Source organism: Pseudomonas sp. R2-60-08W (assembly GCF_003852335.1).
Classification (GTDB): Bacteria; Pseudomonadota; Gammaproteobacteria; order Pseudomonadales; family Pseudomonadaceae; genus Aquipseudomonas.
Window position 1 is genome coordinate 4629907 of the sequence record NZ_CP027731.1, and the last position, 20918, is coordinate 4650824.

The following is a 20918-nucleotide window of genomic DNA, read 5'->3' on the forward strand; positions in this document are numbered from 1 at the left end:
CAGTCGGCACGCGAAGGCATGTCGATCATCGAACAAAGCACCCGCGATATCACCACGCTTGCCGAAGAAGTCAGCAAGGCCGTCGGCGAAGTCGAGGCGTTGGCCGTCAACAGCGAACAGATCGGTTCAGTCCTGGAAGTGATCCGCAGCATTGCCGAACAGACCAACCTGCTGGCGTTGAACGCGGCGATCGAAGCGGCGCGCGCCGGGGAAAGCGGACGTGGTTTTGCGGTGGTGGCCGATGAGGTGCGTAACCTGGCCAAGCGCACCCAGGATTCGGTCGAGGAAATTCGCGTGGTGATCGAACGTATCCAGAGCGGCACCCGTGGCGTGGTGGCGACCATGCATTCGAGCCAGCATCAGGCCCAAAGCAATGCCGGGCAGATCCATCAGGCCGTGCAGGCCCTGGGCAAAATCAGCGACGCGGTGACGGTGATCAGCGACATGAACCTGCAAATCGCCAGCGCCGCCGAACAGCAAAGCGCGGTGGCAGAAGAGGTCAATCGCAACGTCTCCGCGATCCGAACCGTCACCGAAACCCTCACCGGCCAAGCCACCGAATCGGCAGCCATCAGCAGCCAGCTCAATGCCCTGGCCAGCCAGCAAATGAAGTTGATGGATCAGTTCAAGGTTTAAATAACACCACACCTCAATGTGGGAGGGGGCTTGCCCACGATGACAGAGTGTCAGTCAAATTGTTTGTAACTGACACCCCGCCATCGGGGGCAAGCCCCCTCCCACATTTGGACCGAGTACCGCTTGGGGCATCCGGTCAGCCAGCAAATGAGGTTGATGGATCAGCCTGATATCCAGACAACACCACAGACCCACTGTGGGAGGGGGCTTGCTCCCGATGACGGAGTGTCAGCCAACTTATCTGTCACTGACACAACGCCATCGGGAGCAAGCCCCCTCCCACATTTGGACCGAGTACCGCTTGGGGCATCCGGTCAGCCAGCAAATGAGGTTGATGGATCAGCCTAAGATCCAGACAACACCACAGACCCACTGTGGGAGGGGGCTTGCTCCCGATGACGGAGTGTCAGCCAACTTATCTGTCACTGACACAACGCCATCGGGAGCAAGCCCCCTCCCACATTGGGATCACTTTTGTCTTAGAGACCGGTCCAGCCTTGGACGAACGGTGTCAGATCTTCCTTCGGCGCGGTGCGCGGCGGGTTCTGGGGGGTACCCAGGTAGAGAAAGCCAATCACTTCCTCGCCGGGTACCAGCCCCAGGCCCTTGGCGACGTGGGCCGAGTAGGACAACTCACCCGTGCGCCACACGGCACCAATCCCCTGGGCATACGCCGCCAGCAGGATGCCATGCGCCGCGCAGGCAGCGGCCAGCAATTGTTCGGATTTGGGCACCTTGAAGTGCTCCTGCAAACGCGCAATCACCACCACTACCAGCGGCGCGCGCAACGGGCCGTTCTGGGCTTTGTCGATGGCGGCTTGCGGGGCGTCGGCATCCTGCAGGCGCGCAGCTTCGGCGAGCAGCGTGCCCATCCGCTCACGGGCCGTGCCTTCCACGGTGAGGAAGCGCCACGGGCGCAGTTGGCCGTGGTCGGGCGCGCGCATGGCGGCAGCGAACAGCACGTCGCGCTGCTCCTGGGTCGGTGCCGGTTCCAGCAAACGCGGCACGGAAACACGGTTGAGCAAAGCGTCGAGAGCCTGCATTGGCCACCTCCAGAAAAAAATGTGCGCTCATTCTAGCGGAATGAATCGGGATGCCACCAAACGATAATTGCTCTTATTCAAACTGCCCCGCCCTGTTAGACTTTGCCCCCACATTTTCCGCCTTCGTTCAGGAAACTCGATGTTCCGTTCGCTACTTCACCTGTGCGCAGCGTTGATGGCCCTGGGCCTGACCGCCTGCGACGACGCCCCGCAGTTTACCCAGGCCGAACCGGGTGAAGCGCGCGCCGGCGGTGCCACCACGGTGAACAAGCGCGACCAGAACGCGTTTTCCCTGCCCTCGGCCAACCTGGCGCCCACCCGCCGCCTGGACTTCAGCGTCGGCAACAGTTTCTTTCGCAGCCCCTGGGTGATCGCGCCTTCGACCACCACCGCGCGTGACGGCCTGGGTCCGCTGTTCAATACCAACGCCTGCCAGAACTGCCATATCAAGGACGGCCGGGGCCACCCGCCGCTGGCCGATGCGCCCAATGCCGTGTCGATGCTGGTCCGCTTATCTATCCCGGATGCAGCACCTTACGCCAAACTCATCGAACAGCTCGGCGTGGTGCCCGAGCCGGTCTACGGCGGGCAACTGCAGGACATGGCCGTGCCCGGCGTAGCGCCGGAAGGCAAGGTGCGGGTCGATTACACACCGGTCAACGTCCAGTTCAAGGACGGTACGGTGGTCGAGTTGCGCAAGCCCGACCTGCAGATCACCCAGCTCGCCTACGGCCCGATGCACCCCGACACGCGTTTCTCTGCGCGCATCGCCCCGCCAATGATCGGCCTGGGGCTGCTCGAAGCCATCAGCGACGCCGATATCCTGCGCAACACCGATCCGAAAACCGCTGACCGTGAGGCCATCATCGGCCGGGCGAATCAGGTGTGGGATGACGCCGCGCAAAAAACCGTGCTGGGGCGATTTGGCTGGAAAGCCGGGCAACCCAACCTCAATCAACAAAATGTTCACGCGTTTTCTGGTGATATGGGCCTCACCACCTCCCTGAGACCCTTCGATGACTGCACCGACGCCCAAGTCGCCTGCAAACAGGCACCCAACGGCAACGGCCCCGAAGGCGAGCCGGAAGTCAGCGACAACATCCTGCGCCTGGTGCTGTTCTATACGCGTAACCTCGCCGTGCCGGTGCGCCGCGACGTCGATGCGCCGCAGGTGCTGGCCGGTAAAAACCTGTTCTTCCAGGCCGGCTGCCAGGGCTGTCATAAGCCGACGTTCACCACGGCCGCCAACGCCGCCGAACCTGAGCTGGCCAACCAAGTAATCCGCCCCTACAGCGACTTGCTGCTGCACGACATGGGCGAAGGGCTTGCCGACAACCGTACCGAATTCAAGGCCGGTGGCCGCGACTGGCGTACCCCGCCGTTGTGGGGCATCGGCCTGACGCAAACCGTGAGTGGTCACACCCAGTTCCTGCATGACGGCCGCGCCCGCAACCTGCTCGAAGCCGTGCTCTGGCATGGCGGGCAAGCGCAAGCGGCGCAGCAGCATGTGTTGTCGTTCAACGCCGAGCAGCGCGCCGCGTTGCTGGCATTTCTGAATTCTCTATAAGCTTTGCCCCAATTACAGAAGGGAGCTCGACATGTTCCGTCCCAAGTTGTTGTTCACCAGCCTGGCCGCCCTTGCCCTCGGCGCCTGCTCGCCCCAGGACCCGCAAGCGGTGACCTCGGCGGCCATCGCCAAGCAAGTCATCCTGCCCACGTATAGCCGCTGGGTTGAAGCCGACCGCCAACTGGCCGTCAGCGCCCTCGCCTACTGCCAGGGCAAGGAAAGCCTGGACACCGCCCGCGCCGACTTCCTCCACGCGCAAAAAGCCTGGGCCGAGTTGCAACCGCTGCTGATCGGTCCGCTGGCTGAAGGCAACCGCGCCTGGCAGGTGCAGTTCTGGCCGGACAAGAAAAACCTGGTGGGTCGCCAGGTCGAACAGCTGGTCGCCAGCCAGCCACAGATCGACGGCGCCGCCCTCGCCAAATCCAGTGTGGTGGTGCAAGGCCTGTCGGCCTACGAATATATCCTCTACGACGCCAAGCCTGACGTCGCCGACGAAGCCCAGAAAGCCCGTTACTGCCCGCTGCTGATGGCCATCGGCGAGCGTCAGAAAGCCCTGGCCGGAGAGATCCTGGCCAGCTGGAACAGCACCGACGGCATGCTGGCGCAGATGAGCAAGTTTCCGAACCAGCGCTACGCCGATTCCCACGAAGCCATTGCCGACCTGCTGCGCGTGCAAGTGACCGCCCTGGATACCCTGAAGAAAAAACTCGGCACGCCGATGGGCCGCCAGACCAAGGGCATCCCGCAACCGTTCCAGGCCGATGCCTGGCGCAGCCAGTCGTCCCTGCAAAGCCTGGAAGCCAGCCTCGCGGCAGCCCAGACCGTGTGGGTGGGCGTCGACAACAAAGGCCTGCGCGGCCTGTTGCCGGCCGATCAGAAAGCCCTGGCCGACAAGATCGACGCTGCGTATGCCGCGTCACTGAAACTGTTCGCCAGCAACCAGCGCTCCCTCAACGAACTGTTGAACGATGACGCCGGGCGCCAGCAGCTCAACGATCTCTATGACAGCCTCAACGTGGTCCATCGCCTGCATGAAGGCGAGTTGGCCAAGGCGCTGGGCATCCAATTGGGCTTCAACGCCAACGACGGTGACTGATGATGCTCAGGCGACAGGCTTTGGCGGTTGGCAGCGTGCTGCTCAGTGCACTGACGTTGGGCGGCTGGACGCTGTTCAAGCAAAAAGACAAGGGCCCCCTGCTGCTGTCGGCGCGCGATGACGCCGACGGCAAGCACTACGCCGTCGGTTATCGCCTGGACGGCACGCAGGTGTTCGCCACCCAGGTCGGCCAGCGCTGCCACGACATCGTCAACCACCCGACGCTGCCGATCGCGCTGTTCGTCGCCCGCCGCCCGGGCACTGAGAGTTATCTGGTCGACCTGCGTGATGGCACGCTCCTGCAGACCATCACCTCGAACCCCAATCGCCACTTCTATGGGCACGCGGTGATCCACAAGAGCGGTGACTGGCTGTACGCCACCGAGAACGACACGTCCGATCCCGGCCGTGGCTTGCTCGGTGTGTATCGGTTCGAAGGCGAGCGGTTGGTGCACAGCGCAGAAATCTCCACCCATGGCATCGGCCCGCACCAGGTCTCCTGGATGCCCGATGGCGAAACCCTGGTGGTGGCCAACGGCGGCATTCGTACCGAAGCCGAAAGCCGTGTGGAGATGAACCTCAATGCCATGGAGCCGAGCCTGGTGCTGATGCACCGCGACGGCCGCCTGATCAGCAAGGAAACCCTGGGCCAGCAGATGAACAGCGTGCGCCATATGGGAATCGCCAGCGATGGCACCATCCTCACAGGGCAGCAGTTCATGGGGCCGTCCCAGGAGCGGTCCGAGCTGCTCGCGATCAAGCGTCCGGGCCAGCCATTCGTGGCCTTTGCGGTGGCCGATGCGCAGTTGCAGGCGATGGGGCACTACACCGCCAGCGTCGCGGTGCACAGTGAGCTGCGGCTGGTGGCGTTGACGGCGCCGCGTGGCAACCGCTTCTTTATCTGGGACATGGACAGCGGCGAGTTGCGCCTGGATGGGCCATTGCCCGACTGTGCCGGTGTGGGTGCGGTAGCGGACGGCTTCGTTGTCACGTCAGGCCAGGGGCGTTGCCGCTTCTATGATTGCCGCCAGAAACAGTTACTGGCCAAACCGTTGGAATTGCCGGCGGGGTTTTGGGATAACCACCTGCACCTGATCTGATTCACGCTCACCCAGGCAAAAAAAAGGGCCTCGCATCGCAAGGCCCTTTCCGGGGGGTTCAATCGCTTCAACTCTGCGGCCTCATCGCTTGAGACATCCCGAACATGAATAACAGCAATTCATGATCGGGCTTGGCCGCCACACTGACCTTGGCGACACGTGGCTGCAGGCATAGCCCACCGCCTTGCGCCGCACTGAGTACCTGTGTGCGAGGCTGTTCCCACGCAGCCAGGGCGAGGGCTGCAATGCCCAACGCCCCGACCAGGAACACACCTCGTGCTATTTCTAGCTTCATCTGGTTAAACCCTTGATAGCGCTGCCAAACGCCGTCTCGTAAAAGTAGCTGAGTTTTTTCCAGTCGGTGTCGTTCCACGACGAATGGCGGCGCAATTGCAGCATGTCATGGGAGGCGGCCCGATAAGCGGTCAGACGCTGGCGACATTTTTCAAAGTCCAGCAACGCCACTTCCACGGTCACCGCATCGCCCTCGCCGGTGACCCGTACGAAGATGTGCTTGATATACAGGCAACCATGCTGCCAGCGCCCTTTGTGCATGCGCGCCAGGGTCCCGGCCAGCTCCTTGAGCAGGCGTTCATGCACCTCCTCACCGTATTGCTCACGGCCACCGGCGGCGTACCAGTTTTCGATCTCGTCGAAACCGTCCAGCGAAGCGGTCACCAGCAAGGCTTTCCATTGATGCTCAGGGTCGCGTCGCGCCTCGCAAAACACCATCTCCGGCACCCGTACATCGAGCAAGCGCAGGCCCCTGAGGGCATCACGTTCACGCAACACGGTCGGACGTCCAAACGGATGCAGCCAACTGCGGTAGATGTGGCCGGTCTGGCGCTTGCAGTAGAGCAAACGGCCATTGGAACTGACCACCCGCTGTACGCCACTTTCACCGCCACGCCGACGATTGGGCTCTTCTACCCATTCGCCCTGCTGGCGCCAGAAAAAATCAAATCGTTCTTCGGGAGCTACATGACTGCCGACTACGCACTCAACTGCCATCCTGTTACCTCTTACGCAATACATAGACTCGCCACATGGCGTAGAGCGGCATGAAGTCCAGGGATTCCTGAACCCGGAAACCGGCCTGCTCGAATTCTGCCTCGACAGTAGCAGCCGGTAACACAAACCGGTTTTGGTAACCTTCCTGCTCACCTTTCTTACGACGACGCACTTCGGCGCGCTTACGCTTCCACGCCTTGAAATTGCCATCCACCCACAGCGAGATAATCACGCTGTCACGGGTAACACGTTGAAACTCCCGCAGTATTGTCATCCTGTGCGCTGGGTCACCGATGTGGTGCATCAGGCGCATGCAGAAAATACTGTCGACCGAATTATCTGGCAAATCGATATCAAAGGCAGATGTCTGCAAAGGACGTACCCGTTTCACCACTTCCGGGGGTTGGGCCACCGTGGCGACCTTCAACATCGACGCCGAATTGTCGGCCCCGATAATCACGCGGTTGGGTTTCTCGGCCAGCAACGGCCAAAACCGACCGGCACCACACGGCAAGTCCAATACCAGGCTTGGCTCACCGGCCATGGCCAGCGCAGCGCGCGCCAGCTGCTCGTCGCGTTTGTGGGACCACCGGCGGGCCAGATTGTCCTGATGCTTGAGCAAATAGCGGTGAGCGTGGTTATCGTCGTACTTTTCAGAAAACTCTAACTTGATCGGCGAAGGCATCTTACATCTCCAATTACTGATGCCTACAACCCTAAGCAGCGAACTGTGATCAACAAGTCAACTCGTTGTGAAAAACTTGTCCTGTCCAATTGCATACATTTCAAGACTTTACAGAAACATTCAGTAGCATCGGGCCATCTTCGCTGAAAAACCGGCGTCGTGCAGCAGCAAATTGTCAGACTGAGCGGTCAGGTTTTGACTTGATCCAATTCGACATGAAAACGGCAACCATTGGGCTCCATGGTGCTCAGGGTCACGCTCCAGCCTTGGTTCTCACAGATGCGCTGCACCAGCGACAAGCCCAACCCTAGCCCCTCGCCGCGCTTCTCGCTGCCCCGCACAAACGGCTCGAACATCGCCTCACGCTTGTCTTCAGGAATGCCCACACCGGTATCCTCCACCACAAAACCGCTGGGCTCCAGGGTGAGGCGGATAAACCCTTGCTCGGTGTAATGCAGTGCATTGCGCAACAGATTGCCCATCACCGCATGCAGGAAGGTCGTGTTGTAGCGTGTGTCCAGCGGATTGCCTGGGCAGTAGATCAGTTCAAGGCCCTTTTGCTCGATGGGCCCGCGCCAGATCCCGATCAGGTCCTCAGCCACCTGTGTCAGGTTGACCTGGGCCGACATGGCGGCATCGTCATGCTGGGCACGGGCCAGCATCAGGAAGGTCTGCACCAGCTCGCGCATTTCTTCACAGGCCCGGGCGATTCGCTGGACCTGGTTACGCCCCCGTTGATCGATTGCCGGGTTTTCCAGCAGCAGCTCGCAGGAACTGGCCAGCACCATCAAGGGTGTGCGCAACTCATGGCTCACATCGCTGGTAAACAATTGCTCGCGAGACAGCGCCTGGCGCAAGCGACCCAGGGTGGCATCGAACGCCACCGCCAACTCGCCGACTTCGTCGGCGGCATAATCCGGCGCCAGAGGCGGGGCAAGCCCGAGCAACTGGTCGCGATGGCGCACCTGGCGCGCCAGCCGTACCACCGGCGCCATCACCTTGCGCGCCAGCACCCAGCCAAGAAACACCGCCAACGCCAGGCTGAGCACAAAGCCCACCAGCACCACGGCAAACAGCACGCGCTCGCGCTCTTCGAAATCGCTTTGGTCCTGCAGCAGCACATAACGTCGGCCATCAATCACTTCGACCATGGCGTGGTAAGACAGCGACTCGCGAAACACTTCATGAAAGCCTGGGTCCAGATGCCGCAGGTCCTTGGGCAGCTCGAAATCGCCGGGGCCGCCGCTGAAATAAAACAACTGGTCAGGCTCCGGCCGGTGTCGCCAGTCTTCCATGCTGTCCATCAACAGCAGCCGTTGCAGATCGCCGCCCAGGCCCGCCGAAATCAACTTCTCTTCCACCAGGTGCACCGTCGCGACGATGCCCATGGCGAAAGCCCCCGCTACCAACGCGCTCATCAAGGCAAAAGCGATGATGATCCGCTGGGCAAGGCTTTGCTTAAACTCCATCACGTCCCTCGGCGAGGCGATAACCCACACCGTGCACCGTTTGCAGCAGCGGCTTGGCGAAAGGTTTGTCGATCACTTGGCGCAATTGGTGGACGTGGCTGCGCAGGCTGTCGCTGTCCGGGCAATCATCGCCCCACAAGGCTTCTTCGAGGATTTCCCGACGCAATACGTGCGGGCTTTTCTGCATCAACACTGCCAGCAGCTTCAGGCCGACCGGGTTGAGCTTGAGCATGCGCCCTTCGCGCGTGACCTCCAGGGTGTCGAGGTCGTAATGCAGGTCGCCCACTTGCAACACACGCCGCCCGCCACCCTGGGCCCGGCGCAGCACCGCTTCGATGCGGGCGGCCAGTTCGGACAAGGCGAACGGCTTGAGCAGGTAGTCATCGGCCCCGGACTTGAAGCCCTGCAGCCGGTCGTCCAACTGGTCGCGGGCGGTGAGCATGATCACCGGCGTGTCGCGGCGCGCATCTTCACGCAGACGTTTGCACAGGGTGTAGCCATCGATGCCAGGCAGCATGATGTCGAGCACGATCAAATCGTAATGCTCGGTGGCGGCCAGGTGCAGGCCCGACAAACCGTCCTGCGCACAGTCCACTGTGTAGCCTTTGAGCCCCAGGTAATCGGCCAGGTTGGCCAGAATATCGCGGTTGTCTTCAACCAATAAAATTCGCATGGGCAGTGTCTCCGTACGCGGTAACGGCCGTGTTGGCTCGCGCAGCTTAAGGCCAAGTGCCGCTCAGGGATAGAGCGGCGAGGCCTGTCGATAGAGGTTTTCAACGGGTTGCACAGCCAAACGAGTTTTTCACTATAGCTTCACAAACTGATTACAGCGTCAGCGCGAAGATCGCCGCCATTGATAAAAGGAAATTTGACATGGGGCTCCCCAAAACTGCGCCTGTGCGCTATCTGCTGTTGATAACCGGCGCCTGGCTGGTTGTTTTCCTGTTGACCCGCAGCGTGCTGCTCATCACTCACCTGGATGAAGTCGGCGGTAACCTGCTGCCGGTGTTCGGCGTGGGCTTGCTCTACGACCTCGGCTTCCTGGCCTACGCGGCGTTACCGCTGGGGCTGTACCTGTTGCTGTGCCCGCCGGCGCTGTGGCGCCGCCGCGGTCATCGCTGGTTCCTGCAAGCGCTGCTCACGGTGAGCCTGTTCGCGATGCTGTTCACGTCGGTGGCCGAATGGCTGTTCTGGGATGAATTCGGCGTGCGCTTCAACTTTATCGCCGTTGATTACCTGGTGTACTCCGATGAGGTGTTGAACAACCTGCTGGAGTCCTACCCGATCGGCAAGCTGCTCAGCCTTTTGGCGATGCTCGCGCTGATCCTCAGCGTGGCCCTGCGCAAGCCCTTCAACGCCGCGATGGCCGCGCCCCTGCCGGCGCTGCGTGGCCGGTTGGTGAATGCAGTGGCCTTGCTGGTGGTCGCCGGCCTCAGCCTGCAATTGATCAGCCAGGACAGCCCGCGCACCCAAGGTGGCAACGCCTACAAAAACGAACTGGCCAGCAATGGCCCTTATCAGTTCTTTGCCGCGTTCCGTAACAACGAACTGGATTACACGCAGTTCTACAAAAGCCTGCCAACCGATGTGATCGCCAAGCAATTGCGCGCCGAACTCAGCGAACCTAACGCCCGTTTCATCGACCAGGACCCCCTGGATATCCGCCGCGCCATCACCAACCCCGGAACCCTGCGCAAGCCCAATATCGTGCTGGTCACCATCGAGAGCTTCAGCGCCAAATACATGGGCAGCAACGGCGACGAGCGCCACCTCACGCCCAACCTCGATGCGCTGCGCCAACAGAGCCTGTACTTCAATAACTTCTATGCCACCGGTACGCGTACCGACCGTGGCCTGGAAGCCATCACCCTGGCAGTTCCTCCTACGCCTGGGCGCTCTATCGTCAAGCGCATCGGCCGCGAAAGCGGTTTCGCCAGCCTGGGGCAGCAGCTTTCCGCCATTGGCTACGACAGCGTGTTCGTCTACGGCGGGCGCGGTTACTTCGACAACATGAATGCGTTTTTCAGCGGCAATGGCTATCGCGTCGTCGACCAGAGCAGCGTGCCCGAAGCGCAAATCTCGTTTAAAAACGCCTGGGGCATGGCCGACGAGGACCTGTACAAACAAACCCTGAATCTGGCCGATGCCGACTACGCCAAGCAGCAGCCGTTTTTGCTGCAGTTGATGACCACCTCCAACCACCGTCCCTACACCTACCCGGACGGGCGTATCGATATCAAATCCGGCAAGGGCCGTGACGGCGCAGTGAAATATACCGACTACGCCATCGGCCAGTTCCTCGACGCGGCGCGCCAGAAGCCCTGGTTCGATAACACGATCTTTGTGTTCGTCGCCGACCACACCGCCGGCAGCGCAGGCAAGGAAGATCTGCCGATCACCAACTACCAGATCCCCCTGTTCATCTATGCACCGAAGCTGATCGACGCCCGCGAAACCACGCAACTGGCCAGCCAGATCGACCTGGCGCCGACGCTGCTGGGCTTGATCAACCTGAGCTACGAGTCGACGTTCTTCGGCCGCAACCTGTTGCAAGACAACCCGCTGCCACCGCGCGTGGTGGTCGGCAACTACCAGCACCTTGGCCTGTTTGACGGCACGAACCTGGCGATTCTCAGCCCGCGCAAAGGCCTGCGTCGTCATGACCAGGCGCTGGGGGACAGCCAGGAACTGCGCGTCGGCAGCGACGACCCGTTGATCCAGCGGGCGATCACCTATTACCAAGCCGCCAGCTACGACTACAAGCAACAACTGCTGAGTTGGAGAGCCCCCAAGGAAGTGGCCCCAGCCCTGAGCACACGCTAATCAAAACGTCCCGTGCGGGTGAGTACGGGACGTTTTTTACCAAGGTTCGTCATGAAGCCCCCCGCCTTCCTACCCGTTTCTAAACCGCTTAATTTTTGGCTGTGTCTGGGCCTCCCCGTCGGCGCCGCATTGGTCTTGCTGCTTCTGCAGCTGACCTCGCTGGACATGGACCTGGCCAAACGCTTCTACGATGCCGAGCAAGGCGGCTTCATCGGCCGCTATAGCTTCTTTCTCGAAGACATCCTGCATGATCGCGCCAAGCAACTGGTGATCCTGTTTTCGGTACTGGCGATTCTCGGGCTGGTGGGCAGCTTCATCCTGCAGCGACTCAAGCCATACCGCCGCGAACTGGTCTGCCTGGTGCTGTCCCTGGCAATGGCAACGGCCTTTGTGGCGCCGTTGAAAACCATCACCGCCGTGCAGTGCCCCTGGAGCCTCAAGGAATTCGGTGGCCAGGAAACCTACAGCGAGCTGCTTAGCGCTCGCCCGCCGACCGATAAACCCGGTCGCTGCTGGCCCGGCGGACATGCGGCAACCGGGTTTGCCTTGTTCGCCTGGTTTTTTGCCCTGCGCGATCGCCGGCCACGCATGGCGCGCAACGCGTTTATCTTCGCGGTGGGCTTGGGCAGCGTGTTTTCAGTGAGCCGCATGCTGCAAGGGGCGCACTTTTTTTCCCACAACGTCTGGACGGCGATATTTTGCTGGCTGATCTGCCTGGGCATGTATTGCCTACTGTTGTACCGGCCATCGAAGCCCGCCACGTCCCGTTGACGGCTTGCGCAACACCCATAAAAAACCCCGCCTGCATCGCTGCAGGCGGGGTTTTTTAACTAGCCGGGTAAGGCTGGCTTACATCATGCCGCCCATACCACCCATGCCGCCCATGTCTGGCATACCGCCGCCGCCAGCGCCTTCAGCCTTAGGCTTGTCGGCGATTGCAGCTTCGGTGGTCAGGATCAGGCCGCCGATGGAAGCTGCCGCTTGCAGCGCGGAACGCGTCACCTTGGTTGGGTCCAGGATGCCCATTTCGATCATGTCGCCGTAGACGCCAGTCGCAGCGTTGTAACCGTAGTTACCTTTGCCGTTCTTGACTTCGTTGACCACAACGCTTGGCTCGTCGCCGGAGTTGGCAGCGATCTGGCGCAGCGGTGCTTCAACGGCACGACGCAGTACAGCGATACCAACGTTCTGGTCAGCGTTGTCGCCGGTCAGGTTGGTCAGGGCTTCCAGAGCACGGATCAGCGCAACGCCACCGCCAGGTACCACGCCTTCTTCAACGGCTGCACGGGTTGCGTGCAGGGCGTCTTCAACGCGGGCCTTCTTCTCTTTCATTTCGACTTCGGAACCGGCGCCAACCTTGATCACTGCAACGCCGCCGGACAGCTTGGCCAGACGCTCTTGCAGCTTTTCACGGTCGTAGTCCGAGGAAGTCTCGGCTACTTGAGCGCGGATCTGAGCGATACGCGACTCGATGTCACCTTCAACGCCAGCACCGTCAACGATGATGGTGTTTTCCTTGGAGATGGTCACACGCTTGGCGCTACCCAGGTTTTCCAGGGTGGCGCTTTCCAGGCTCAGGCCGATCTCTTCGGAGATAACGGTACCGCCGGTCAATACGGCGATGTCCTGCAGCATGGCCTTGCGACGGTCGCCGAAGCCTGGAGCCTTGACGGCTGCAACCTTGACGATGCCACGCATGTTGTTCACAACCAGAGTCGCCAGGGCTTCGCCTTCAACGTCTTCGGAAACGATCAGCAATGGGCGGCCGGCTTTGGCAACGGCTTCCAGCACTGGCAGCATTTCGCGGATGTTGGAGATCTTTTTGTCGACCAGCAGGATCAGCGGGCTGTCCAGCTCGGCAACCATGGTGTCTGGCTTGTTGACGAAGTACGGGGACAGGTAGCCACGGTCGAACTGCATGCCTTCTACAACCGACAGTTCGTTTTCCAGGCCCGAGCCTTCTTCAACGGTGATCACGCCTTCTTTGCCGACTTTTTCCATGGCTTCGGCAATGATGTCGCCGATGGAGCTGTCGGAGTTGGCGGAGATGGTACCTACCTGAGCGATAGCCTTGGTGTCAGCGCATGGCTTGGACAGGTTTTTCAGCTCGGCAACGATGGCGATGGTCGCCTTGTCGATACCGCGCTTGAGGTCCATTGGGTTCATGCCGGCAGCGACGGCCTTGTAGCCTTCGTTGACGATGGCCTGAGCCAGTACGGTCGCGGTGGTGGTGCCGTCACCGGCGTCATCGTTGGCACGGGAGGCAACGTCTTTGACCAGCTGCGCGCCCATGTTTTCGAAACGGTCTTCCAGTTCGATTTCTTTGGCGACGGAAACGCCGTCTTTGGTGATGGTCGGAGCGCCGAAGCTCTTCTCGATGATCACGTTACGGCCTTTAGGGCCCAGGGTCGCTTTTACTGCGTCAGCCAGGACGTTGACACCGGTGAGCATTTTTTTGCGGGCGGAGTCGCCGAATTTAACTTCTTTAGCAGCCATGATCGATATTCCTTAAATACTTTGGAGTAAACGGAAAATGAGCGGGGAAATCAGTCTTCCAGTACGGCGAGAATTTCGTTCTCAGCCATTACCAGCAGGTCTTCGCCGTCGATTTTCACAGTGTTGCTGCCGGAGTAAGGGCCGAAAACAACCTTGTCACCCACTTTCACGGCCAGCGCACGTACTTCACCGTTTTCCAGAGCCTTGCCTGGACCCGCAGCAAGAATCACACCGTGGTTGGCTTTTTCAGCAGCCGAACCTGGCAGGACGATCCCGCCGGCGGTTTTCTTTTCTTCTTCACTGCGACGGATGACGACGCGGTCATGCAGAGGACGAAGCTTCATTGTCGATCTCTCCTAATTGTGTTTTTCATCGGCCGGTATCAATTCCGGCGGGTTAAATTCCGGCGGTGCCGGTCGCGGCTCGCTGGGCGAACCGCGGAAGTCTGTCTAGTGTCACCACCAGAAACCTTGCGGTGACCGTTACATAAGGGCGCCCAGGCTTATTACAAGGGCCAGCGCCGGAAATTTTTTTGGATTGACTCAAGGATGAATGCAACACGGCACCCGAAGGTGCCGTGCCGGTGAAGCGGTTATTTGTTGTCGCGGTGTTCGAATTCGCCTTCGATCACATCGCCTTCACGCCCCAAGGGCTGGCGCGGGGCCGGGCCGCCACGGGGTTGCAGGTCGTCGGCAAAAGCACGCTGGCGCAGGGCCGCTTCTTCGGCACGCTGGCGCATCTTGCCGGCCAGCAATTTGCGCGTGACCGGCAGCAGCATGACCAGGCCCACCACGTCGCTGATGAAACCCGGCAGGATCAACAGGCCACCGGCCAGGGCCATCATCAGGCCTTCGAGCATGGTCTGGGCGGGCAGCTCACCACGGTTCAGGCTTTCACGGGCACGCAGTGCCGTCGCCAGCCCAGCGACGCGCAGCACCAGCACGCCGAGCATCGAGCCGAGAATGATCAGCAGCAGAGCCGGGAAAAATCCAATCGCACCGCTGACTTGAACGAATACGAACAGCTCCAGCACCGGGAACAAGAGAAAAAGCAACAAAAAAGGGCGCATCAAATGGTTCCTCAACGCAAGAATGCCTTGCTAGTTCACCTTAGATGACGTCGCCTTTTCGTGAATTCAAGCACTAACGTCTGATTTTTTCGGCCAGGATTCGGCGTGAGCCAATGAAACCAAGGCTTCGCGTACTTGTGTCGGCGTGTTGCAAGGTTCGCCAAACGGCAGCCAGTGCAGGGACTGGCCGACACGCAGGTGCATGCCTTCGCTGTCGATGCCGGCCAGTTGCGCAGGCTCAGTCGTCGGTAAACCAGCAAGGTTGACGTAATGGGCGATGGCCTTGGCGTGATCGCTGTTCATGTGTTCGATCATGCTGCGTTCGGCGTTGCCCGCGAACGGATTGGCCAAGGTCAGGTGGTCGACCCAGTGGATCGCGCCGAACCCGCCGATATACCGGTGGCGCACCGGCTGGAGCACCCAGAAATCGAAATCGTGGGCCTTGTGGTAGTTGGCCGAGTCCGGGAAGTAGCGGTAGTAGCGCTCGGCAGCGGCGTCGATGGCGGCTTCGTCTTCCAGCTTCCGGGCTTGCGCCAGGTAGGTCAGGCGTCCGACGGCCTGCACATCGGCCGCTTCGCGCTCACCCACCAGCAACGAACACTTGGGGTCGTTCTGCAGGTTGTGGGTGTGCTGGGCGATGCGGCTGATCAGGATCAGCGGGTGGCCCTGCTCGTCGAGGCAGTACGGCACGACCGAACCGAAGGGAAAACCGGGCATGGCTTTGGATTGTGTGGCCAAGGCCCCACGGTATTCCTTGAGCAACAGCTCTCGGGCGTTCCTGGCAACGTGCGCGCTCAATGTATGACTCCTGGGTTGTTTCGCCGCCCATGGCATATGGGAATGGATCTCAACACAAGGTAATCAATATCCGCGCAGGTTGCCAGGGTGCTCGATGCCGCGTTACCAGGCCACGCCAAACCCTGCGGTGTAGCGGGTCTTGCTCAGGCTGCTGTCGGAATCGCCGCTGATGACGTCGCGCTCGGCCTTGAGATTGAGCGAGGCCCATTCGGTGACCTTGTAGCGCAGGCCCATCTCGGCATCCAGGGAATACTCGGCCGGACCGTCGATCGGCTTGCCCAGCTCGCCGTTGGTGAAGAATTCCACGGTCTTGCCTACCAGGTAGCGGTTGTAGTTCCACTTCATGGCCAGGGAATAGAAGTTGTCCTTGCCGCCATCGGCGTATTCGTAATCGGTGCGGTTGATCAGCGAGCCGAGGGAGAACGCGCCCAGTTCATCGTCCCAGAACTGATAGCCCGGGCCGGTACCGACGGTGCGTTGGCGCGCCAGGTCTTCTACCTTGTCGCGCTTGTAGGTCAGGCGGCCTTGCCAGAACCAGTGCTCGGTGATGAAGCGGTCTAGATCGTATTCCAGCGCCCAGTTATCGGTGGTGGTGACGTCGTCCTGGAATTCGCGGTTGTATTCGCCCTTGCCGGTGTGGCGCCACTGGCCGTGACGGGCCGAGGTCTTGAAGTCGACGTCGTAGTCGTTGGTGTCTTTGTCGGCACGCTTGTAGTCCAGCGCCAGGTCGATGTTGCCCTTCCACACCAGGTCTTCGATCACAGGCTTGGGCTTGAGGATTTGCTGGATACTGGCCAGGTCCACGGTCTTGGGCGCTTCGCCGTTGGCCAGCACGACTTTGCCATCCTCCGCCGGCTTGAGGGACTTGGCCTTTTCACCGGCATAGGCGTCCTGCTTGACCAGCAACTCCTGGTCGCTCTCCAGGGTTTTCACCTGCTTCCAATCCACCGGGATGGCGCCCCCGTAGCTGGTTTGGATCAGCAACTTGCCGCCGTCGAAGACTTTGATCTTGCCGGTCAGGCGGTCACCGTTCTTCAACCAGACGGTATCGGCGAGCAAGGGCGTGGAAGCACTGAGAACAGCGAGGCACAGCAGGGTTCTGGACAACATAAGCAGATACGGGGCTCGGGGTTGGCGAAAGGAAGACGCTATCGTGTGAGATAGCCTGAACTGACTCAACTATTTATATTGAGTTCAATACGCGACACCAAGTTTACAGACGTTTCTTACAAAAACACCGACGTTCTCAACGGATAGCCCCACAGTGAATGAACCTGCCGACACCCCGCAAAGCCCTGCCGACATGCGCCGCACCGCGCTGTACCTGACCTTGGCGCAAGTACCGGCAGGTTGCGTCGTAAGCTACGGCGAGTTGGCGCACCTGGCCGGGTTGGGGCGCGCCGCACGCTGGGTCGGGCGTACCCTGAGCCAGCTTCCGGCGGACACCCGCCTGCCCTGGCATCGGGTGCTGGGTGCCGGTGGTCGGATAAGTCTGCCGGTGGGCAGCGCCTCAGGTGACGAGCAACGTGCGCGTTTACGCAGCGAAGGTGTCAGCATCCTGAACAATCGCGTTGATATTCAGCGCCATGGCTGGCGCCCGGTAGAGCACAGCGGTTAGAGTGCGCGCTTTGTTTCCGCAAATCTGAGGCAGACTCCAGCCCATGCCCCGTAAAACCTGGCGCGCCGCGCTCGCCGCCTATGCCAGCCCCTCGACGTTAGTGCTGTTGTTGCTCGGTTTCGCTGCCGGCATGCCGTATATGTTGGTGTTCTCGACGCTTTCCGTGTGGCTGCGTGAAGCGGGTGTTGCCCGCGAGACCATCGGTTATGCAAGCCTGATCGGGCTGGCCTACGCCTTCAAATGGGTCTGGTCGCCGCTGCTCGACCAATGGCGCCTGCCATTGCTCGGAAAACTCGGGCGCCGACGTTCCTGGCTGGTGCTCGCCCAATCGCTGGTGATCCTCGGATTGATCGGCATGGGCTTTTGTGACCCGCAAAAACACTTGTCCTGGTTGATCGCCATTGCCGTCGTCGTTGCCTTCGCCTCGGCCACCCAGGACATCGCCGTCGATGCCTACCGCCTGGAAATCGCCGACGACAGCCGCCAGGCCGCCCTGGCCGCCAGCTATATGTCCGGTTATCGCATCGCTGCCCTGCTGGCCACGGCCGGCGCGCTGTTCTTTGCCGAAGGCTTCGGCTCCACCGGTTTCAACTATAAGCACTCGGCCTGGACCGGCACCTATGTGCTGTTCGGCGTGTTGATGGTTCCGGCCCTGCTCACCACTCTGTTGATGCGCGAACCCAACGTGCCGCTGCGCACCCAACTGCAGGCCGGGCGCTATAGCTTCGTGCATCAGTTGGCGTCAGTGTTCGTGCTGATTGTGCTGCTGGTGTCGGTGCCTGCCATGTTTACGCAGCTGTACAACACGGATTTCGCCAGCGTGCTGTTCCAGGGCGTGAGCCTGTGGGAACTGCTGATGGAAGACCGTGCCTTCCTGCGGGCCATCCTTTATATCCTGCTCACCGCCCTGTGCCTCTCGGCCATGGGCCGCCGTGGCCTGGCGCCGGTACTGACGCCGGTTAACGACTTTATCCTGCGCTACCGCTGGCAGGCGTTGCTGCTGCTCGGGTTGATCGCCACCTATCGCATGTCCGACACCGTCATGGGCGTGATGGCCAACGTTTTCTATATCGACCAGGGTTTTACCAAGGACCAGATTGCCGGGGTCAGCAAGATCTTCGGCCTGATCATGACCCTGCTCGGCGCCGGCATGGGCGGCCTGTTGATCGTGCGGTTCGGGATTCTGCCGATCCTGTTCATCGGTGGCGTGGCCTCGGCCGGCACCAACCTGTTGTTCGTGATGCTCGCCGACATGGGCCCCGACCTGCAGATGCTGATCGTCACTATTTCCCTGGATAACTTCAGCTCCGGCCTGGCCACCTCTGCCTTTGTCGCCTACCTGTCGAGCCTGACCAACCTCAAGTTCTCCGCCACCCAATACGCGCTGCTCAGCTCGATCATGCTGTTGCTGCCGCGCCTGATCGGCGGGTACTCAGGGGTGATGGTGGAGAAGTTCGGCTATCACAGCTTCTTCATGATCACCTGCCTGCTGGGGGTGCCGACGCTGTTCCTGATTGCCCTGCACTGGTTCCAGGAAAATCGGCGGATTCGGTTGAATCCCCCGCAAGAAGACTGACAATGTGGGAGGGGGCTTGCCCCCGATAGCGGTGGGTCAGTGACACATAAGCGCCTGACACCCTGCTATCGGGGCAAGCCCCCTCCCACATTTGGATCTCCTACAGTCAGTCAGATCCCCCGCAATGTCACGCCTGTACTCCAGCAGCAAGCGCCCGTACAATCCCAAGTCATTTCAAGTCCAAGCAACCGACAACGGCCTACCATGCGTACCAGTCAATATTTGCTCGCCACACAGAAAGAAACGCCTTCCGACGCGGTTGTGATCAGCCATCAGCTGATGCTGCGCGCCGGCATGATCCGCAAACTGGCCTCCGGCCTGTACACCTGGCTGCCCATGGGCTTGAAGGTGATGCGCAAGGTCGAAGCCATCGTTCGTGAAGAAATGAACGCTGCCGGCTCTCTGGAAGTGTTGATGCCGAGCACCCAACCGGCTGAACTGTGGCAGGAATCCGGACGTTGGGAAGAGTACGGCCCCGAGCTGCTGCGCTTCAAGGACCGTCATGGCCGCGATTTCTGCGCCGGCCCGACCCATGAAGAAGTCATCACCGACCTGATGCGCAACGAGTTGAGCAGCTATAAACAGCTGCCTCTGAACCTGTATCAGATCCAGACCAAATTCCGTGATGAAATCCGCCCACGCTTCGGCTTGATGCGCGGCCGTGAATTCATCATGAAGGACGCCTATTCGTTCCATGCCGACCAGGCGTCCCTGCAGGCGACCTACGACCGCATGCACCAGGCCTACTGCAACATCTTCACGCGCCTGGGCCTGAAATTCCGCCCGGTTGAAGCGGACAACGGCTCCATCGGCGGCGCCGGCTCCCACGAATTCCACGTGCTGGCCGAATCCGGCGAAGACGACATCGCGTTCAGCAACGGTTCCGACTACGCGGCGAACATCGAGAAAGCCGAAGCCATCCCACGGGAAACCTCGCGCCCTTCGCCAGCCGAAGAACTGCGCCTGGTCGATACTCCGGACACCAAGACCATCGCGGCCCTGGTGGAAAAATTCAATCTGCCGATTGAAAAGACCATCAAGACCCTGATCGTGCGCGCCGAAGAAGAAGGCAAGCTGATCGCCCTGGTGATCCGTGGCGACCACGAGCTCAACGAAATCAAGGCGGCCCAGCAGCCTGGCGTGGCCAGCCCGCTGGTCATGGCCACCGATGCCGAACTGCGCGACGCCATTGGCGCCGGCGCCGGTTCCCTCGGCCCGCTGAACCTGCCTCTGCCGATCATCATCGACCGTTCGGTCGAGCTGATGAGCGACTTCGGGATCGGTGCGAACATCGACGACAAGCACTACTTCGGCGTGAACTGGGAGCGTGACCTGCCGGTTCCGACCGTGGCCGACCTGCGCAACGTCGTGGCCGGCGACCCAAGCCCGGATGGCAAGGGCACCCTGGAGATCAAGCGCGGCATCGAAGTTGGGCACATCTTCCAGCTGGGCAACAAGTACAGCAAGGCGATGAAGTGCGAAGTGCTGGGCGAGAACGGCAAGCCGATCACCCTGGACATGGGCTGCTACGGCATTGGTGTGTCCCGCGTGGTCGCCGCTGCCATCGAGCAGAACAACGACGAGAAAGGCATCATCTGGAGCGACGCCCTGGCGCCGTTCCAGGTTGCGCTGGTGCCGTTGCGCTATGAAACCGAGCAAGTGCGCGAAGCCACCGACAAACTGTATGCCGAACTGACGGCCGCCGGTTTTGAAGTGCTGCTCGATGACCGGGACAAGAAAACCAGCCCGGGCATCAAGTTCGCCGACATGGAACTGATTGGCATCCCCCACCGGATCGTGGTCAGTGACCGCGGCCTGGCCGATGGCAATCTGGAATACAAGAGCCGGACCGAAGCCGAGGCCCAACCGTTGCCGGTGGCTGACGTGCTGTCTTTCCTTCAGGCGCGTATTCGTCGCTGAAAACCAAATCA

Annotated in this window: 19 protein-coding genes and 1 pseudogene; 9 read left to right on the forward strand and 11 right to left on the reverse strand. The window is 60.7% G+C overall.

The window, feature by feature from the left end; genetic code table 11:
* Nucleotides 1-105 precede the first annotated feature (105 nt).
* Nucleotides 106-636 (forward strand): annotated as a pseudogene (locus tag C4J90_RS27510) (methyl-accepting chemotaxis protein); the annotation flags it as partial.
* 479 nt (nucleotides 637-1115) lie between these two features.
* Here C4J90_RS27510 and C4J90_RS21105 read toward each other — a convergent pair.
* Nucleotides 1116-1679 (reverse strand): NAD(P)H nitroreductase, encoded by a 564-nt coding sequence (locus C4J90_RS21105; protein WP_124364230.1) that lies wholly within the window; start codon nucleotides 1677-1679, stop codon nucleotides 1116-1118.
* A 139-nt stretch (nucleotides 1680-1818) separates the two neighbouring features.
* Here C4J90_RS21105 and C4J90_RS21110 point away from each other — a divergent pair, with 139 nt between their 5' ends.
* The 3 genes from C4J90_RS21110 to C4J90_RS21120 are packed head-to-tail and all read left to right on the forward strand — an operon-like array spanning nucleotide 1819 to nucleotide 5442.
* A complete protein-coding gene (locus C4J90_RS21110; protein WP_124420741.1) occupies nucleotides 1819-3246 on the forward strand; it encodes a di-heme oxidoredictase family protein in 1428 nt (475 codons plus the stop codon).
* 31 nt (nucleotides 3247-3277) lie between these two features.
* Nucleotides 3278-4342, forward strand: coding sequence for an imelysin family protein (locus C4J90_RS21115; RefSeq protein ID WP_124420742.1), 1065 nt, complete (start codon nucleotides 3278-3280; stop codon nucleotides 4340-4342).
* 2 nt (nucleotides 4343-4344) lie between these two features.
* Nucleotides 4345-5442: a DUF1513 domain-containing protein gene (locus C4J90_RS21120; RefSeq protein WP_124421240.1), complete on the forward strand. Its 1098-nt coding sequence runs from the start codon at nucleotides 4345-4347 to the stop codon at nucleotides 5440-5442.
* A gap of 67 nt (nucleotides 5443-5509) precedes the next feature.
* On the opposite strand, the gene C4J90_RS21125 is transcribed toward C4J90_RS21120, so the two are convergent.
* From C4J90_RS21125 to colR, 5 genes are all read right to left on the reverse strand, one after another.
* A complete protein-coding gene (locus C4J90_RS21125; protein WP_124364233.1) occupies nucleotides 5510-5737 on the reverse strand; it encodes a hypothetical protein in 228 nt (75 codons plus the stop codon).
* Nucleotides 5734-6453, reverse strand: coding sequence for a lipopolysaccharide kinase InaA family protein (locus C4J90_RS21130; protein WP_124364234.1), 720 nt, complete (start codon nucleotides 6451-6453; stop codon nucleotides 5734-5736). The genes C4J90_RS21125 and C4J90_RS21130 overlap by 4 nt, the downstream gene beginning before the upstream one ends.
* 4 nt (nucleotides 6454-6457) lie before the next feature.
* Nucleotides 6458-7138: a class I SAM-dependent methyltransferase gene (locus C4J90_RS21135; RefSeq protein WP_124364235.1), complete on the reverse strand. Its 681-nt coding sequence runs from the start codon at nucleotides 7136-7138 to the stop codon at nucleotides 6458-6460.
* A 188-nt stretch (nucleotides 7139-7326) separates the two neighbouring features.
* Nucleotides 7327-8607 carry a HAMP domain-containing sensor histidine kinase gene (locus tag C4J90_RS21140; RefSeq protein WP_124364236.1) on the reverse strand — a complete coding sequence of 427 codons (1281 nt, stop codon included), beginning with the start codon at nucleotides 8605-8607 and terminating at the stop codon, nucleotides 7327-7329.
* Nucleotides 8597-9280 (reverse strand): two-component system response regulator ColR, encoded by a 684-nt coding sequence (colR, locus tag C4J90_RS21145; RefSeq protein WP_124364237.1) that lies wholly within the window; start codon nucleotides 9278-9280, stop codon nucleotides 8597-8599. Before colR ends, C4J90_RS21140 begins: the two co-directional genes overlap by 11 nt.
* A 200-nt stretch (nucleotides 9281-9480) precedes the next feature.
* On the opposite strand from colR, the gene C4J90_RS21150 reads away from it, so the two are divergent.
* Both C4J90_RS21150 and C4J90_RS21155 read left to right on the forward strand, forming a co-directional pair.
* Entirely contained in the window at nucleotides 9481-11430 is a 1950-nt protein-coding gene (locus C4J90_RS21150) for an LTA synthase family protein (protein WP_124420743.1), read from the forward strand.
* Between the two features lie 51 nt (nucleotides 11431-11481).
* A complete protein-coding gene (locus C4J90_RS21155; RefSeq protein WP_124420744.1) occupies nucleotides 11482-12201 on the forward strand; it encodes a phosphatase PAP2 family protein in 720 nt (239 codons plus the stop codon).
* Nucleotides 12202-12279: 78 nt separating this feature from the next.
* Here C4J90_RS21155 and groL read toward each other — a convergent pair whose 3' ends face one another.
* The 5 genes from groL to C4J90_RS21180 all read right to left on the reverse strand — a co-directional run bounded on the left by groL (nucleotide 12280) and on the right by C4J90_RS21180 (nucleotide 16903).
* Complete coding sequence (gene groL / locus C4J90_RS21160; RefSeq protein WP_065887544.1) at nucleotides 12280-13926, reverse strand: chaperonin GroEL; 1647 nt, start codon at nucleotides 13924-13926, stop codon at nucleotides 12280-12282.
* Nucleotides 13927-13976: 50 nt separating this feature from the next.
* Complete coding sequence (locus tag C4J90_RS21165) at nucleotides 13977-14270, reverse strand: co-chaperone GroES (RefSeq protein ID WP_124364240.1); 294 nt, start codon at nucleotides 14268-14270, stop codon at nucleotides 13977-13979.
* Nucleotides 14271-14518: 248 nt separating this feature from the next.
* Nucleotides 14519-14995, reverse strand: coding sequence for an FxsA family protein (locus tag C4J90_RS21170; protein WP_124364241.1), 477 nt, complete (start codon nucleotides 14993-14995; stop codon nucleotides 14519-14521).
* Nucleotides 14996-15061: 66 nt separating this feature from the next.
* The gene (locus C4J90_RS21175) at nucleotides 15062-15793 is read right to left on the reverse strand and encodes a HugZ family protein (RefSeq protein WP_124415510.1); all 732 of its coding nucleotides are present in this window, start codon (nucleotides 15791-15793) and stop codon (nucleotides 15062-15064) included.
* A gap of 102 nt (nucleotides 15794-15895) precedes the next feature.
* The gene (locus C4J90_RS21180; protein WP_124415511.1) at nucleotides 15896-16903 is read right to left on the reverse strand and encodes a DUF481 domain-containing protein; all 1008 of its coding nucleotides are present in this window, start codon (nucleotides 16901-16903) and stop codon (nucleotides 15896-15898) included.
* A 193-nt stretch (nucleotides 16904-17096) separates the two neighbouring features.
* Between C4J90_RS21180 and C4J90_RS21185 the strand changes: the two genes are divergently transcribed.
* From C4J90_RS21185 to C4J90_RS21195, 3 genes are all read left to right on the forward strand, one after another.
* Complete coding sequence (locus C4J90_RS21185) at nucleotides 17097-17411, forward strand: MGMT family protein (RefSeq protein WP_256657927.1); 315 nt, start codon at nucleotides 17097-17099, stop codon at nucleotides 17409-17411.
* Nucleotides 17412-17454: 43 nt separating this feature from the next.
* Nucleotides 17455-18987, forward strand: a complete 1533-nt coding sequence (locus tag C4J90_RS21190) for an AmpG family muropeptide MFS transporter (protein WP_124420745.1) — start codon at nucleotides 17455-17457, stop codon at nucleotides 18985-18987.
* Nucleotides 18988-19191: 204 nt separating this feature from the next.
* Nucleotides 19192-20907: a proline--tRNA ligase gene (locus tag C4J90_RS21195; RefSeq protein ID WP_124420746.1), complete on the forward strand. Its 1716-nt coding sequence runs from the start codon at nucleotides 19192-19194 to the stop codon at nucleotides 20905-20907.
* Nucleotides 20908-20918 lie beyond the last annotated feature (11 nt).

Coding starts and splice junctions, on each gene's coding strand:
- C4J90_RS21140 (WP_124364236.1), bottom strand. CDS start 8,607: ATGGAGTTTAAGCAAAGCCTTGCCCAGCGGATCATCATCGCTTTTGCC.
- C4J90_RS21190 (WP_124420745.1), top strand. CDS start 17,455: ATGCCCCGTAAAACCTGGCGCGCCGCGCTCGCCGCCTATGCCAGCCCC.
- C4J90_RS21105 (WP_124364230.1), bottom strand. CDS start 1,679: ATGCAGGCTCTCGACGCTTTGCTCAACCGTGTTTCCGTGCCGCGTTTG.
- colR (WP_124364237.1), bottom strand. CDS start 9,280: ATGCGAATTTTATTGGTTGAAGACAACCGCGATATTCTGGCCAACCTG.
- C4J90_RS21185 (WP_256657927.1), top strand. CDS start 17,097: ATGCGCCGCACCGCGCTGTACCTGACCTTGGCGCAAGTACCGGCAGGT.
- C4J90_RS21115 (WP_124420742.1), top strand. CDS start 3,278: ATGTTCCGTCCCAAGTTGTTGTTCACCAGCCTGGCCGCCCTTGCCCTC.
- C4J90_RS21165 (WP_124364240.1), bottom strand. CDS start 14,270: ATGAAGCTTCGTCCTCTGCATGACCGCGTCGTCATCCGTCGCAGTGAA.
- C4J90_RS21170 (WP_124364241.1), bottom strand. CDS start 14,995: ATGCGCCCTTTTTTGTTGCTTTTTCTCTTGTTCCCGGTGCTGGAGCTG.
- C4J90_RS21180 (WP_124415511.1), bottom strand. CDS start 16,903: ATGTTGTCCAGAACCCTGCTGTGCCTCGCTGTTCTCAGTGCTTCCACG.
- C4J90_RS21130 (WP_124364234.1), bottom strand. CDS start 6,453: ATGGCAGTTGAGTGCGTAGTCGGCAGTCATGTAGCTCCCGAAGAACGA.
- groL (WP_065887544.1), bottom strand. CDS start 13,926: ATGGCTGCTAAAGAAGTTAAATTCGGCGACTCCGCCCGCAAAAAAATG.
- C4J90_RS21120 (WP_124421240.1), top strand. CDS start 4,345: ATGCTCAGGCGACAGGCTTTGGCGGTTGGCAGCGTGCTGCTCAGTGCA.
- C4J90_RS21125 (WP_124364233.1), bottom strand. CDS start 5,737: ATGAAGCTAGAAATAGCACGAGGTGTGTTCCTGGTCGGGGCGTTGGGC.
- C4J90_RS21195 (WP_124420746.1), top strand. CDS start 19,192: ATGCGTACCAGTCAATATTTGCTCGCCACACAGAAAGAAACGCCTTCC.
- C4J90_RS21155 (WP_124420744.1), top strand. CDS start 11,482: ATGAAGCCCCCCGCCTTCCTACCCGTTTCTAAACCGCTTAATTTTTGG.
- C4J90_RS21150 (WP_124420743.1), top strand. CDS start 9,481: ATGGGGCTCCCCAAAACTGCGCCTGTGCGCTATCTGCTGTTGATAACC.
- C4J90_RS21110 (WP_124420741.1), top strand. CDS start 1,819: ATGTTCCGTTCGCTACTTCACCTGTGCGCAGCGTTGATGGCCCTGGGC.
- C4J90_RS21135 (WP_124364235.1), bottom strand. CDS start 7,138: ATGCCTTCGCCGATCAAGTTAGAGTTTTCTGAAAAGTACGACGATAAC.